The 14,701-nt window shown below is 40.2% G+C and carries 12 protein-coding genes, 1 pseudogene and 1 riboswitch; of the genes and pseudogenes, 12 read left to right on the top strand and 1 reads right to left on the bottom strand.

The genetic code is table 11. The annotated features are described in order from the left end of the window. Positions 1 to 654 precede the first annotated feature (654 nt). A riboswitch (purine riboswitch) is annotated at positions 655 to 758 on the top strand. A gap of 61 nt (positions 759 to 819) precedes the next feature. The 5 genes from BUB56_RS18010 to BUB56_RS18035 all read left to right on the top strand — a co-directional run bounded on the left by BUB56_RS18010 (position 820) and on the right by BUB56_RS18035 (position 5,226). Next, complete coding sequence (locus BUB56_RS18010) at positions 820 to 2,235, top strand: NAD(P)/FAD-dependent oxidoreductase (protein ID WP_334292845.1); 1,416 nt, start codon at positions 820 to 822, stop codon at positions 2,233 to 2,235. 320 nt (positions 2,236 to 2,555) lie between these two features. Continuing rightward, positions 2,556 to 2,741 (top strand): ATP-binding domain-containing protein, encoded by a 186-nt coding sequence (locus tag BUB56_RS20455; RefSeq protein ID WP_278319518.1) that lies wholly within the window; start codon positions 2,556 to 2,558, stop codon positions 2,739 to 2,741. Between the two features lie 82 nt (positions 2,742 to 2,823). After that, positions 2,824 to 3,408 carry a PQQ-binding-like beta-propeller repeat protein gene (locus BUB56_RS18025; protein ID WP_330392692.1) on the top strand — a complete coding sequence of 195 codons (585 nt, stop codon included), beginning with the start codon at positions 2,824 to 2,826 and terminating at the stop codon, positions 3,406 to 3,408. Between the two features lie 148 nt (positions 3,409 to 3,556). Next, on the top strand, positions 3,557 to 4,576 hold the full coding sequence (gene hutG, locus BUB56_RS18030; RefSeq protein WP_110942652.1) for a formimidoylglutamase: 1,020 nt from the start codon (positions 3,557 to 3,559) through the stop codon (positions 4,574 to 4,576). Positions 4,577 to 4,821: 245 nt separating this feature from the next. Then, positions 4,822 to 5,226, top strand: a complete 405-nt coding sequence (locus BUB56_RS18035; protein WP_330392694.1) for an aminopeptidase — start codon at positions 4,822 to 4,824, stop codon at positions 5,224 to 5,226. 48 nt (positions 5,227 to 5,274) lie between these two features. Here BUB56_RS18035 and BUB56_RS20235 read toward each other — a convergent pair. Further along, a pseudogene (locus tag BUB56_RS20235) lies at positions 5,275 to 5,454 on the bottom strand (ATP-binding protein); the annotation flags it as partial. A gap of 211 nt (positions 5,455 to 5,665) precedes the next feature. Here BUB56_RS20235 and BUB56_RS18045 point away from each other — a divergent pair. The 7 genes from BUB56_RS18045 to BUB56_RS18075 all read left to right on the top strand — a co-directional run. Then, positions 5,666 to 6,676, top strand: a complete 1,011-nt coding sequence (locus tag BUB56_RS18045) for a sugar-binding protein (protein ID WP_110942653.1) — start codon at positions 5,666 to 5,668, stop codon at positions 6,674 to 6,676. Between the two features lie 11 nt (positions 6,677 to 6,687). Beyond that, positions 6,688 to 8,214 carry a sensor histidine kinase gene (locus BUB56_RS18050; protein WP_110942654.1) on the top strand — a complete coding sequence of 509 codons (1,527 nt, stop codon included), beginning with the start codon at positions 6,688 to 6,690 and terminating at the stop codon, positions 8,212 to 8,214. Continuing rightward, positions 8,192 to 9,796: a response regulator transcription factor gene (locus BUB56_RS18055; RefSeq protein WP_110942655.1), complete on the top strand. Its 1,605-nt coding sequence runs from the start codon at positions 8,192 to 8,194 to the stop codon at positions 9,794 to 9,796. The genes BUB56_RS18050 and BUB56_RS18055 overlap by 23 nt, the downstream gene beginning before the upstream one ends. A gap of 2 nt (positions 9,797 to 9,798) precedes the next feature. Next, positions 9,799 to 10,899: a sugar ABC transporter substrate-binding protein gene (locus tag BUB56_RS18060; RefSeq protein ID WP_110942656.1), complete on the top strand. Its 1,101-nt coding sequence runs from the start codon at positions 9,799 to 9,801 to the stop codon at positions 10,897 to 10,899. A 383-nt stretch (positions 10,900 to 11,282) separates the two neighbouring features. After that, positions 11,283 to 12,326 carry a galactose/glucose ABC transporter substrate-binding protein MglB gene (gene mglB, locus BUB56_RS18065; RefSeq protein ID WP_110942657.1) on the top strand — a complete coding sequence of 348 codons (1,044 nt, stop codon included), beginning with the start codon at positions 11,283 to 11,285 and terminating at the stop codon, positions 12,324 to 12,326. A 77-nt stretch (positions 12,327 to 12,403) separates the two neighbouring features. Then, positions 12,404 to 13,930, top strand: coding sequence for a galactose/methyl galactoside ABC transporter ATP-binding protein MglA (mglA, locus tag BUB56_RS18070; protein ID WP_278319519.1), 1,527 nt, complete (start codon positions 12,404 to 12,406; stop codon positions 13,928 to 13,930). A gap of 17 nt (positions 13,931 to 13,947) precedes the next feature. Further along, on the top strand, positions 13,948 to 14,701 hold a 754-nt coding region (locus BUB56_RS18075; protein WP_242946429.1), incomplete at its 3' end, for an ABC transporter permease subunit.

Consider the following 14,701-nt stretch of genomic DNA (forward strand, 5'->3'; position numbering starts at 1 on the left):
GTAAAATATAAGAAGCAAAGCATGGAGATTTAGTCTTCCATAATATTCAAAAAGGTCTAGTCGTTTAACTAAACCTTTTTTGTGTAAAATTTTGTTATATTTCCCGGGAAATGTGTAAGGTCAGGAAATAATTTGGAGAAAACTGTAAGCTGATACGTTATCGTATCAGCATTTTTATATAACAGGAAAGTTCTGCTTTCCTATTATATAAAAAGAGGGGTTGTAGGGGATGAAATCCCCTGCCCGCATTCAGGAAGGTGCTCAGGCTGCCGCGCAGCCGTCGAAGGAAACCTAGGGTTTCCTAGCGAAAGCATCGAAGATGCTTTCTTATGGGATCAATTGTTTTGCCGTAAGGTGGAAATAGCAGTTTGAGATTGATTGGAGTAGACTTCTTGAGGATACTCTTTTGATGAGAAAAGGTATCCATGTATACTTCCTTCTTAGGTACCATAAACAAAAGACAAGCATCATCAAAAAGAAAAAATGATAATAGATAGTTTCTGCAGGATTTTATAGATATATGAATGGCACAAGACGAACAACAATAAGAGAAGTGTAGATATTGTTCGAATAATAACGTAAAATTTACGAAAATCCATTGAATAATTCGAAAAAATAAGATATAATTACATTGAAATGCGAACGATATCTAAAATATAAAACAAAAAGTTCACTTATATAAATCTGGCAATATGGGCTGGATGTATCTACCGAGCTACCGTAAAAAGTTGTAGGCTATAAGTGTTTTTCTTATGAGCAGTACAGCTTTATTTTTGTCTGAAAGTTTAGGAAGAAAAATATAATTTTTCAGAGGAGATGATGATTTTGCGGTATGAAGTAATTATTGTAGGAGCAGGCCCTTCAGGAATTTTTACAGCTTTAGAATTAATTCGGCAGAAACCATCCAGTAAAATAATCATTTTAGAAAAGGGGAGCAGCATTGATAAACGCTCTTGTCCGAAGGAACAGACGAAAAAGTGTGTCTCCTGCAAGCCTTACTGCCATATTACAACCGGTTTTTCAGGAGCGGGAGCTTTTTCTGACGGAAAGCTTTCTCTTAGCTATGAGGTGGGAGGAGATTTACCAACATTGATTGGAAGCCGTAAAGCCCAGGAAACGATTGAATATACCGATAAGATTTACCTGGAATTTGGTGCAGATACAAAAATAGAGGGGTTAGAGAATAACGAACAAATTAAAGAAATCAGAAGGAAAGCCATAGAAGCCGGATTAAAGCTGGTAGATTGTCCTATTCGTCACTTAGGTACTGAAAAGGCACAGGAAATCTATCTCAAAATACAAAAATATCTGTTGGATGCAGGGGTAGAGATTAGGTTTAATACCCTTGTTCGAGACTTAATGATCGAGGACAAAGCAGCAAAGGGCGTTCAGATCGTTGATTCCAGAACGAAGAAAAACGAAGAGGTTCTGTTCGGAGATCGAATCATTGTGGCTTCAGGCAGAAAAGGAGCAGACTGGTTAAAGGAAATGTGCCTGCAGCATGACATCCATCATTATGCGGGAACCGTAGATATTGGGGTGCGGGTAGAAGTACGTAATGAGGTTATGGAAAAGGTGAACAATGTGCTTTACGAATCTAAGCTGATTGGATATCCTGAGCCCTTTAGAAACAAGGTGAGAACCTTCTGTCAGAATCCCGGCGGATTTGTATCTCAGGAAAACTATGATAACGATCTGGCCATTGTCAATGGACATTCCTATAAGGATAAAAAATCGGAAAATACAAACCTGGCCATACTGAGCTCCCACAATTTCTCAGAGCCTTTTAATCAGCCCATACAGTATGGGAAAAAGGTAGCCGAGCTGATGAATATGTTGGGGAACGGAAAGATTCTCGTACAGCGATATGGAGATATATTGGAGGGGAAGAGAACCTGGCAGCATGAACTGGCACAGTCTAATGTGGAGCCGACGCTGCCTGACGCAGTAGCCGGAGATATTACCTCAGCTATCCCTTACAGACCAATGGTCAATATTCTAAACTTTATTAAGGCCATGAATACCGTAGTTCCTGGCTTTGCCAGCAGGGAGACACTGCTGTACGGGCCTGAAATCAAGTTTTACAGCAATAAAATCGGCATCAATGAGCAGTTTGCAACCAATATCAAGGGACTTTACTGCCTGGGAGATTCCAGTGGCTGGACCAGGGGGCTCATGATGGCATCGGTGATGGGTGTACTGATGGGGCAGATTCTTGCAGACATAAACCAATAAGTTATTATATACGTAGATGAAACTTAATTACTTATAGAGACGGAACTTTATAGGGATAGATAATGGTACCTTTTCCTGTTTTCTTGAAGCATTATAGAAAATAGCGGTCAATCTTACCAAAATTTTATAGATAGAAAGCAACACTAGCGCTGTGAGTCATCAGGAGAAATTCTGTTGACTTTTTTTGTTTCATAGGCTGTTTAAAATCCATATTATCGGGCAAACAAGAGAATTGTCCAAGGTCGTGTGCTTCTAAAAAGACAATACAAAATTCTCCGGGGAGAACTGCAGTATTATTTTGACTGCAGTCTAACAATATCGTGATCCTCCCTATATATCTGGAAAAGGGATTGGAATTTGATGGGGTGATCGTCTATGATGTATCTAAGGAGCGCTATAGCAGCTTGATAGATCAAAAGCTACTCTATATAGCATGCACAAGGGCTTTACACCGATTGATACTGTTCTGGCAAGGGCAAAAAAGCCGTCTTATTCCGGAATGTTAATGGATAATGAAATGCGTTCTATAGGAAAAAGGGCATTTTATTGGTAGTTTGGAAGAAGCAGGAAATCAGCTTGCTATGACGAATCCTACAGTATGCTGACGGAACGCTGGTCTGGAAATTTAAAACTATGGGGCATCCCCATGCTATTCAGGGACAAATCCAGTCTTCTCCGGTGGCCGTCGATAGTATCATTTATATTGGAAGTCTTGATTACAATCTATATGCTATAGATGCAAGAACAGGAAAAGAAAAATGGCACTATTATATGGCGGATAACCCTGCATATTCAACACCCGCCTACAGAGAAGGAATGCTTTATTATGGAACCTATGGTTTCCACAATCCCAGGGTATATGCCCTTAATACCAAAGGTGAGAAGCAGTGGGCCTTTCGAAGGGAGCTGGAAAGCATAAAGCCTGATGAAGGATTCAGAATCGGCAGCTGGGATAATGAGAAGTATGGTTTTACAGCATCTCCTGTTATTGCGGGTAATAGAATGTATATAGGAAGTTGGGACAATCATCTATATATATTTGATTTAGACCGGGGAGAGTTAATCGGGAAATATGCTGCTCCAAAAGCCATAGGGGCTGCCGCTGCTGTTGGCAATGGAGTAGTCTACTTCGGTTGTTATGATGGAAGCATATATGCTTTATCTGGAGAATAAGTCAGTATTAAGAGGAATTCAAATCATCTAGGCTAGCATGACCAATAAATCTTTTCTTCAGATAAGTTTTCCACAATATCCTATTGACAAATCCAAGGATATTCTATTAATGTAAAAGTAAATCAATGATAGACAGTGGGGGGACGTAATGTTTGAAGCAAACTATAGAGCAATAGGAAGCAATACATGGCAGGGTAGAATTGACAGCGACAGCAACTATGATGCCTTTCGGTGGCACCAATGGATCCAGCTGATAGACTTGACAAAGGAAAACCTGTTTCCATTTGAAGGAGAGCTTGGGATTGCCTTTATAGGCTTCTGCTGCGATGCAGGAGTTGGTCGAAACAGGGGAAGAACAGGAGCTGCCAATGGACCTCAAGCCATCCGCAAAGAAATGACAAATCTTCCTTGCAGATTTGATCCTGTAGTAAAACTATTTGATGCAGGAGATATATTATGCGAAGATTGTACGTTAGAAGAAAGCCAGGCAGCTTTAGCAAAGGCCGTTGAAAAGTTATTGGCTTTAAATCTGTTTCCTATTGTATTGGGAGGAGGCCATGAGGTAGCCCTTGGGCATTACAATGGTATTTTAGAACATCTGATGAAGCAAAAAGAGAAGCCCAGGATCGGCATTGTCAATTTTGATGCCCACTTTGACCTTAGACCCTATCCCAACGGGGGAAGCTCCGGAACAATGTTTCGTCAGATAGCAGATCAGTGCAGTGAAAGAGAACTAAAATATTCCTACCTTTGTCTTGGAATCCAAAAACACAGCAATACCATCGAATTGTTTAAGACAGCAGACCGATTAGGGGCCAAATACATATTGGCAAAGGATATCATTGACAGCGATAATTGGAGTGTTTTAGAAAAGTTTGATGCCTTTATGAAGAGCAACGAGCATATTTATATCACCATTTGCTCTGATGTGTTTTCTTCGGCCTTTGCACCGGGAGTCAGCGCTGCCCAGCCGCTGGGCCTGGACCCGGAGCGGGTTTTGAAGTTCTTAAAATATCTACTTAGAAGCAACAAGGTTATTGGTTTTGATATCGCTGAAGTTGCTCCCAGGTTTGATCAAGATAATACCACAGCCAATCTCGCCTCAGTACTGATTTTTTCTGTAGTAAATACTTTGGCCCAAATGCACAATCTGTCCCTCGATGAATGAGGGATTTTTTGTTGTAAGAATGTTATGCTTTTGAACTATTCTTGGGTATCATGGTATATTATTCCTATAATACTCGGAATCAAGAGCATACTAAAATATGAGAAAGACTGTTGAAGGGAGCTGTAATATGAATCAACATATGCTAGAAAAACATGCTCGTTTGATTGTAAAAACCGGCATCAATATTCAAAAAAAATCAAACCCTGGTCATTTTTTTCCCTATTGAATGTGCATCCTTTACCCGGATCATTGCAGAACAGGCTTACGTAGAAGGTGCAAGGGATGTGGTGATCAGCTGGAAGGATGAGCTGTTTTCCAAGATTCGATATATCCATGGACCGGAGGAAATTTTTGAGGAGTTTCCAGAGTGGCAGAAAGAATTCTACTTATCCCATGTACACCAGGGAGCTGCATTTTTAATTATCTCAGCCTCAGATCCTGAGCTGACGAAGGATGTGAAGCCTGAAAGGCTTGCAAAAGCCAGAAAAGCCAGTAGCACAGCCCTTGAGGAGTACCGGGAAAAACTGATGAGCAATGAGAATGCCTGGTGCGTGATCTCCATACCTACAGAGGCCTGGGCAAAAAAAGTATTTGCTGGACTAAAAGAGGAAGAGATTCCCATTTTTGAGAAGGGAAATTTTGCATTTTAGAATGCTTAATGAAAAAGGTAGGGGCGAACAGTGTTCGCCCGGTTTTTGTTTATTAAATGCCACAATCACCTTGAAGAGATCTCCATCGACTTCAATATCCAGTTTGCCGCCCTGCAGGTCTACAATGCTCTTAGCAATGGCCAGGCCCAGTCCGGAGCCTTCTGTATTTCTGGAGGTATCTGCCCGCTTAAACCTTTCAAAAATCTCCTCTACATCAAAATCCATTTTCTTACGAATTTCTTAAGAAACCAATAAAAAGCAGCTTGCTAAAAAATAGGTGCGTATTAGATTTTTGAAAAGACATGGAAAAAATGGCAGGATAGGAGTCAAGAAACATAGAAGGATATTGATTGAATAAATAGAATAGATAGTAAAATAGGATTCATGGAGGGGCCATGATCCTTTTGTTGAAAAGTAGCTGGGAGGATAAGCGTTATTCATGAACATCTTAAAAAAAATTCTCTATCTGATTAATAAAAAGCATATCATTCTCATTTTAATGATTTTAATCTCTATTATCAGTACCATGTTACTCTGGCTTCAGCAGGAAGACACAGTGATCCCATCGGTGAAGCCCACCTATCACTTCTACCTTGTGGGGCAAAACTCCGTAGACCCTTTTTGGAAGGAAGTCCGGCAAGGGGCAGAAGATGCAGCAAAGGATTATAATGTTGTCGTAGAGTTTAATGCACCAAGATTTAATAATCCCCAAGAGGAACGGATGTATCTGGATATAGCCGTTACGGCAAAGGTGGACGGCATTATTACCCATGTTTCTAATGGACAGAGCTTTAGAGAGTTAATTGATAGGGCTTATGATTTAGGTATTCCTGTTGTTACCATAGAAAATGACGCAAAAAACAGCAATCGAAGTGCCTTTGTTGGAACCAACAGCTTTGTTTTGGGTAAAGAGGCTGCAAAGCTAATGATTGATGCGACAAACGGAAAAGCAAATATTGCAATCATTGTAAGTAACGACTATGAGATGGACAGTGCAAGTCAAAATTTGAAAATTAACGGGTTTTTAAGTACCATCAAGGAGTATTCAGAAATGAAGGTGGTACAAACCTATATATCAAAAATGGGAATTCTCAGTGCTGAAGAAATCACTCAATCCATTATCAACAGCCAATTAGACATCAATGCCATTCTTACAACCAATACGGTAGATACCTTCGGCGCAGCCCAGCTCATTGTAGATCAAAATAAGGTCGGAGCTATTACATTGATCGGTTACGGAGATACAGTCAATATTTTAAGATACATCAAGAACAATATTATTTATGGTACAGTAATGAGCGATCCCTACAAGATGGGCTATGAAGGGGTAAAAGCCCTATTGGATATTAAGGAAAGGAATAATGTTTCAACCTTTATTGATACAGGTGTGAAGGTTATTAGAAAGAGCAATATGGAGGAATACGAGATGAAAGCAGACATGGTTGAATAGTTGGTGAATATATGAATAGAGAAATTTTTCATTTTACTGGTATCAGAAAAAAGCTGATCATCTATTATTTGATTACCACCATTTTACTGGGTGTCACCAGTTTTTTTTCTTATTATAATGCAAGGATTGTATTAACAGGACTAAAAACCATTATACAGGACTATGTATATCTCAACAGTTTAAATAATGGTGTAAATGCACTCATGACCGAGGTGGAAGAATACCTTACCACAAAATCCTCTGATTCTATACTAAACTATTACACAACTTTAAATGAGCTTCAGGAAAAAGCGAGGAAGATCCCCAGAAGAGCAGTATATGATCTTGACAGTCTGATGCTTAAGGATATCGGAAACATGATCGATGAGCTTTTAAGCGAAACAGACCATGCAGTCAGGGCAAAAAGGGGAAGAATCAGCAGCGAATACATCGCACATTTTTCCAGAGCAAATCAGATTAGTGAACATATAAAGTTTTATATTAATACCCTATTGAATCGAAAACTTCAGAAGGGTTCTCTAAGATATGATGAAATAACAAAAAACTTGACCGTTGTTAATTATATTAATTTAGCGATTATTATTTTATCCATATTTACCAATGTTTTTCTAGCAATTTTCTTCACCTATCGGCTCACAAAGCCAATTGTTGAGTTATCTCATTCGGCAGAGCGTATATCAAAAGGAGATTTTGATATACCGCCCACGAAGATTGATACAAAGGACGAGGTAAGTATCCTGGCAGCCGCCTTTGACAAAATGGTTGTCAGTATTAAGAATTATATCGATGAGATAAAAAAACAGGCAGAATTTGAAAATAGGCTGAAAGAACAGGAGATGCAAAATTTTAAGATGAAGAGTCTTTTGAAGGATGCAGAGTTGAAATCCCTTCAGTCACAGATTAATCCACATTTCTTATTTAATACCCTCAATGCAGCATCACAGCTTTCTTTAATGGAGGGAGCAGATCGAGCTTCTGAGTTTATAGAAAATATGGCAGAGCTGTTTCGGTATAACTTGAGAAGATTGGATGAGCCGGTTACCTTAGCAGACGAAATCAGATATGTGAAAAACTACATGCATATCTTAAAAACAAGATTTGGGGAAAAGATTCAATTCTTTGCAGAACTGGAAGAGGATGTTATGGATGTAAAGATTCCCTGTACGATTTTGCAGCCCATTGTTGAAAATGCATACATCCACGGACTAGAGAACATGGAGAGAAATGGGGTCATCTACTTAAATGTTAAAAAACAATCCGCGGAGATTCATATTGAGGTGATCGATAATGGTATGGGGATGGATAAGGATCGGGTAAAAATGATACTTTTCATGGACGGACAAGAGGACTTAACAAGGAAGCACGTTACTGGAATTGGTATCCATAATGTAATAGACCGCTTGAGACTATTCTATAATATTGCAGATATTCATGATGTTATAGAAATAGACAGCAGATTGGGAGAGGGGACGAAGATCACCTTGAAAATACCATATCCCGAGGAGGTGGAAGAAGATGATAAAGCTTTTAATTGCTGATGATGAGCACCTGGTAGCAGAATCTATTCGATTTATCATTGAAAAATATACGGAAGGGGTAGAGATCGCTGGCATAGCCAGATCAGGAAGGGAGGCAATTGAAAAAGCCCTGGAGCTAAAACCCGATATTATATTCATGGATATACGCATGCCTGGAATTGATGGAATTGAGGCAATTCGCCAAATAAAGGCTACAAACGGAGAGGTATTATTTGTAATTGTCACAGCCTACGAATATTTTAATTATGCAAAGGATGCTGTAAATCTTGGGGTTCATGAATACCTGTTAAAGCCTGTAAATAAGCACCGGGTAGTGGAAACAATCCATACTGCGTCACAGAGCATACTTACGAAAAGAAGAGCCATCCAAAGGGAAATGTTATTAAAGGAAAAAATGAATAAAATCATTCCCCACATGGAAGGGCAGTTTATCTATTCTCAGCTGCTAAGCGGTAGAATGATCAATGATATAGCATTTTATGAAGATGTTTTTGGCATGGGTTTAGCCCATGGATATGTAATGCTGGCCATTGTTGAGGAGTCCGAAAGCTATGGACGAGAGGAAACCTTGAAAAACAGCCTTGATAAGCAGCGTTTCTATGATATTTTCAGCCTGGAGCTAAAAAGCTTGATACCTTGCCTGATCGGTCCTCCTATGCTAGACCGAACAGTAGCCTATATTCCGGTGAATATGGACGAAGACAGCTATACTGCCAGAAATATGGCTATCGAAACGGCTCAAAGGCTTGTCAACCGAGTCAAAAAACACATCAATATTCGCTATAAAATTGGAATAGGAAGAAGATATGATATCGGTGATTTTTTGAAGTCATCGAATGAAGCTTATATGGCAGCAGCTGTAGCCAATAAGGACTCAGTGATTCATTACGAAGATGTAATTCTATCGGTAAATACAGTAGACACTTATCCCGTCAATAAAGAAAAAATGCTGATTCATAAAATGCTCACGGGAGACCTAGATGGCGTATTGGAAAGCTTTGAAGAGATTTTCTGGTGGCTTACTGTAAATTATAAAGAAGATATGGATAAAATCAAATCAAAGCTGCTGGAGCTTTTGGTGGTTATTAAACGGTCCATTCCCTATGAAGTGAAGGAAAACGATATTTCTGAGCAGGGACAGTTTATTCAGCTGTTGAGAATTGAGAATATCAGCGAGCTTAAGGCCAGTTATTCAAATTTTCTAAAAGATATAACCCTGGCCATCGGGGAAAATCGGGAAAAAGAACTAAATGGTCTGATACTAAAGTCATTAAAATACATCAATAGCAGCTATCACAAAAATATTAGCTTAGACGATGTAGCAAAAGAAGTGAATATGAGCTATCACTATTTTAGTAAGTTTTTTAAAGAAACAACGGGAAAGAACTTTGTGGATTATCTAACGGAAGTAAGAATTGAAAGATCAAAGGAACTGTTGCAGGATTTATCCGCCAGTATAAAAGAAATTTGCCACGAAATAGGATACAGCGATCCCAATTATTTCTGCAAGATATTTAAAAAAGTAACGGGTATGACACCCACGGAATTTAGATCCAATTCTTTGTCACAAGAGGTGATATAAGGATGAAGCCAAAAGAAGTATTAAAGCTGGGAATATTAATCATACTCCTAATCATATTTATATTTCTTACCTATTTATTAGGCAAAAATATATATGCCAATTATATCAAGAAAAATCAGAACTACGGAGCAGCAGTACAGGAGAGCAGCAAAATAAAAATAGGCTTTTCGTTAGGAACCCTGAAGGAGGAAAGATGGATTAAGGATCGGGATATTATTATGGCCAAGGTCGAAGAGCTGGGAGCAGAAATTATTGTGCAAAACGCTAACAATGATGATCAGGATCAATTAAAGCAGGTGAAATATCTGCTGGAGCAAAATATTGATGTGCTCATTATTGTACCCAATGATTTAAAGAAGGCGGCATCTGCTGTTGAACTGGCCAAGAAGCAAGGTGTAAGAGTCATTTCTTATGACAGGCTGGTACTCAATTCCAATGTAGATATTTATATATCCTTCGATAATATAAAAGTTGGATCGCTCATGGCAAAATATGTTGTAGATAATGTTCAAAGCGGTAATGTACTGATTATAAACGGAGCTACATCCGATCACAATACACAGTTAATTAAGTACGGTTATGATCAGGTACTACAGACAATCGGTGAGAAACAGGGCACTAGCGTGATGGAAGAATATTGGGCCCCCAATTGGATGAAGGAGTATGCCTATAGGGTTACCGACGAACTGCTTCAAAGTAAAAGGAAAATTGATGGCATTATTGCGGGAAATGATGGTCTGGCAGACGGGGTTATTGAAGCGCTGTCAGAGCACCGAACCGCAGGAAAAACCATTGTAGTCGGGCAGGATGCTGATTTAGCCGCTTGTCAGAGAATCGTTGAAGGGACACAACTCATGACTGTGTACAAACCCATAGAAAAACTGGCAGATGCTGCTGCCAGAACGGCGATTCAGCTGGCCAAAGGCGAGCCTTTAAATAATATTCAAGCTACTATATACGATGGAAAGTATAATGTACCCTATTATATATTAGAACCTATTGCTGTAGATAAAACAAATATAGATGATACCATCATTAAGGATGGATTTCATATGCGTGATGAGGTCTACAGAAATTTACCTGAAAGCGAATATACAAATTAGGCATCCAGAAACCTAGTATAAAAAATATAGTTTCCTTATAAAAAATATAGGAGACTATATTTTTTTGCGTTAAAAAAATACTATAGGAACCGATACAAAAACACTAACAGATAAAATAGAAAAGATAAAAGCAAAAAGCTACAGAGGTTATTCAGAATGAAAGGCGAATTAAACTAATAGAGTTTAGCAAGGTGTCAAAGAAAGCAAGGAACAAGCTTGAAAGTTGGGAGAACAATAATTGACGAGCGTCAATTTTGTTCAATGGTATCGGCAAACGTTTCCTAAACCTAAGGGATTAGCTTTGAAGAAAAAGCCTAGATTTTATGCAAATTGTAGAATTCTACAATGGGCTAAAATAAAGAAAAATAAAGGGGGAAGTGTGTGTGAAAAAAATATTAGCTTTATTGGTGGCAATGACAATGGTATTTGCATTGGCTGCCTGCGGTCAGAAACCTGCTGAGGCTCCCGCTGCCGGTACAGATGCAGGAGCACCAAAGATTGGGGTAACCATCTATAAGTTTGACGACAACTTTATGTCCTTCGTACGCCGTGCTATTGAAACCGGCGCTAAGGATAAGGCAGAGTTGATCCTAAACGACTCACAAAACAATCAGGCAACACAAAACGAGCAAGTTGACATGATGATCTCTAAGGGCGTAAAATCCTTAGCCATCAACTTGGTTGACCCACAAGCTGCACCTTCTATCATTGAAAAGGCGAAAGCAGCCAATCTGCCTGTAGTATTCTTTAACAAAGAGCCTGATGCTGCTGCATTGGCAAGCTATGACAAAACATGGTACGTGGGAACAACCTCTTCCGAATCGGGAGTTATGCAAGGGAAAATCGTTGCCGATTCTTGGAAAGCCAATCCGGCTTGGGATAAAAACGGAGACGGAAAGATCCAGTATGTACTGTTAAAGGGTGAGCCTGGACATCCGGATGCTGAAGCACGTACAAAATACGTGATCGAAGAAATAAAGAATGCTGGTATTGAAGTAGAAGAATTAGAGCTTCAAACCGGTATGTGGGACAGCGTAAAAGGGAAAGAATTAGTAGACGCATGGTTAGCCAAGCATGGGGATAAGATCGAGTATGTGATTGCCAACAACGATGCCATGGCATTAGGTGCCCTTTCATCGCTGCAAGCCAACGGATACTTTACAAATGACAAATTCATGCCGGTTGTTGGAGTAGATGCCATTCCTGATGCATTAGAGCAAATCAAGGCGGGCATCCTGGTAGGAACCGTATTAAACGACGCGAAAAACCAAGGCCAAGCAACCCTTGACTTAGCATTAAATGTAGCCAACGGCAAAGATCCTCTGGATGGAACAAAGTGGAAATTAGATGACAAAAAGGCCGTTCGTGTGCCGTATGTTGGCATTACATTAGAGAACATTGCCATTGCTGAGGAAGCCTACAAATAAACATTACTATGTGAAACAAGGATGCATGTGCATGCATCCTTGTTTTTCAGATATAGATAGAGAATGGGGTGAAACCTGTGCAGAGCAATCAAGAAAGTGAAAAAGACACAGAAAAGTATCTATTGGAAATGATCGATATTTCTAAAGAATTTCCGGGGGTAAAGGCATTGGATCGTGTACAGCTGCGCGTAAGGCGTGGGACGGTGCATGCCTTGATGGGAGAAAACGGTGCAGGGAAATCTACCCTGATGAAGTGCCTCTTTGGCATTTACCATGCAGATGCAGGGGAGATCTACTTTGAAGGACAGAAGGTAAACTTTCTATCGGCCAAGCAGGCATTAGACAAGGGTGTATCCATGGTGCACCAGGAGCTAAACCAAGTACGCCAGCGCAGTATCAGCGATAATATCTGGCTGGGACGATATCCCAAAAAAGGACTATTCATAGATGAAGAGAAAATGTATGAGGACACAAAAAAAATCTTTGAGGAGTTAGACATTCATCTAGATCCTCGGGAAAAGGTAGAAAAACTTTCGGTTTCTGAAATGCAAATGGTAGAAATCGCAAAAGCAGTATCCTATCATTCGAAAATTATTGTTATGGATGAACCTACCTCCTCCTTAACAGAAAAAGAGGTAAACCATCTGTTTAAAATTATTGGTGCATTAAAGGAAAAAGGGGTTGGCATCATCTATATCTCTCATAAAATGGAAGAAATCTTAAAAATATCCGACGAAGTCACCGTCATGCGTGATGGCAAATGGATAGCCACCAAGCCTGCCAAAGAATTGACCACCGATAAGATCATCAGCTTAATGGTGGGCCGGGATCTGACCCATCGTTTTCCGGAAAAGGTCAATGAACCGGGAGAAGCCATCCTCAAGGTAGAAAAACTGACGGCTACCTACCAGCCATCTATCCAGGAGGTATCCTTCGAGCTTAGAAAAGGAGAGATTTTAGGCGTAGCCGGCTTAGTAGGCTCTAAGCGTACAGATATCGTAGAGTCACTCTTTGGTGTTAGACAGGTAAAATCAGGTGCCATCTACTTACACGGCAAAGAGATCAAAAACTATTCGCCGGAGGCAGCCATCAAAAATGGATTTGCACTGGTAACCGAAGAACGCCGTGCAACGGGGATATTTGGCATGCTGAGCATTCTTTTCAATGCCACCATTGCCAATATGGATAAATATGTGAACCGATTTGGACTCTTGGACGATGAAAAATCAAAAGAGGATACCAAATGGGTAATTGACAGCATGAGCGTAAAAACCCCTACCCAAAAGACTGCCATCAATTCCCTCTCGGGAGGAAACCAGCAAAAGGTAATCCTAGGCCGATGGCTTTTGACCCAGCCGGAAATACTTATGCTGGATGAACCGACCCGAGGCATCGATGTGGGAGCAAAATATGAAATCTACCAGCTCATGATAGAACTGGCAAAGATCGGAAAAGGCATTATCATGATCTCATCAGAAATGCCGGAACTCTTAGGGGTTACCGATCGCATACTGGTCATGAGCAACGGCCGTCTTGCAGGCATCGTAGAGACTAAAAATACCAGTCAAGAAGAGATTTTACGCTTATCAGCTAAGTTTCTATAGGATGAGGAGTGAGAAAGGTGTTTGAATCTATTTCTGATAAAATAAAAAGAATAAGGCCCAAAGATGTAGCAACGTGGATGATGAACAATGCCATTTTTATCGTTTTATTGGTTTTACTGCTGGTGATCATTGCCTACTCTCCCGATTTTTTATCTGTGAATAACTTCCGCAATATCCTGGCTCAGGCCTCTACCCGTATTATCATTGCCCTGGGTGTAGGGGGCTTGATCATTACCCAGGGAACAGACCTTTCAGCAGGGCGCCAGGTAGGGATTGCAGCGGTTATATCTGCCTCCCTCTTACAGTCGCCAACCTATGCTTATCGGATGTATCCCGATCTTCAGTCCTTGCCCATTTTCCTGCCGATCCTGCTGGTAGCGGTGATAACAGGGATTTTCGGACTCATTAACGGATTTATCATTTCCAAGCTTAAAGTAACCCCTTTTATTGCTACCTTAGGGATGATGATCATTGTCTATGGACTTAACTCCATCTACTTCGACCGGCCGCCCTATGGTGCCCAGCCCATCGGCGGATTGGATCCAAGATACATGCGATTTGCCCAGGGCAGCATCAACATCGGAGGCTTCATGCTGCCCTACCTGGTGATCTATGCCGCCATTGTTACGGGACTGATTTGGATTTTATGGAACAAGACCCGGTTGGGAAAAAACATCTATGCCATTGGTGGAAACCCTGAAGCGGCAGCCGTATCCGGAGTGAATATTGTAAGAAATATTCTGCTGATCTATATGATTGCAGGGGCATTAT

Origin of the sequence: Geosporobacter subterraneus DSM 17957, from assembly GCF_900142145.1 — a bacterium.
GTDB classification, from domain to species: Bacteria; Bacillota; Clostridia; order Peptostreptococcales; family Thermotaleaceae; genus Geosporobacter; species Geosporobacter subterraneus.

Coding starts and splice junctions, on each gene's coding strand:
- BUB56_RS18010 (WP_334292845.1), top strand. CDS start 820: ATGATTTTGCGGTATGAAGTAATTATTGTAGGAGCAGGCCCTTCAGGA.
- hutG (WP_110942652.1), top strand. CDS start 3,557: ATGTTTGAAGCAAACTATAGAGCAATAGGAAGCAATACATGGCAGGGT.
- BUB56_RS18045 (WP_110942653.1), top strand. CDS start 5,666: ATGAACATCTTAAAAAAAATTCTCTATCTGATTAATAAAAAGCATATC.
- BUB56_RS18050 (WP_110942654.1), top strand. CDS start 6,688: ATGAATAGAGAAATTTTTCATTTTACTGGTATCAGAAAAAAGCTGATC.
- BUB56_RS18055 (WP_110942655.1), top strand. CDS start 8,192: ATGATAAAGCTTTTAATTGCTGATGATGAGCACCTGGTAGCAGAATCT.
- BUB56_RS18060 (WP_110942656.1), top strand. CDS start 9,799: ATGAAGCCAAAAGAAGTATTAAAGCTGGGAATATTAATCATACTCCTA.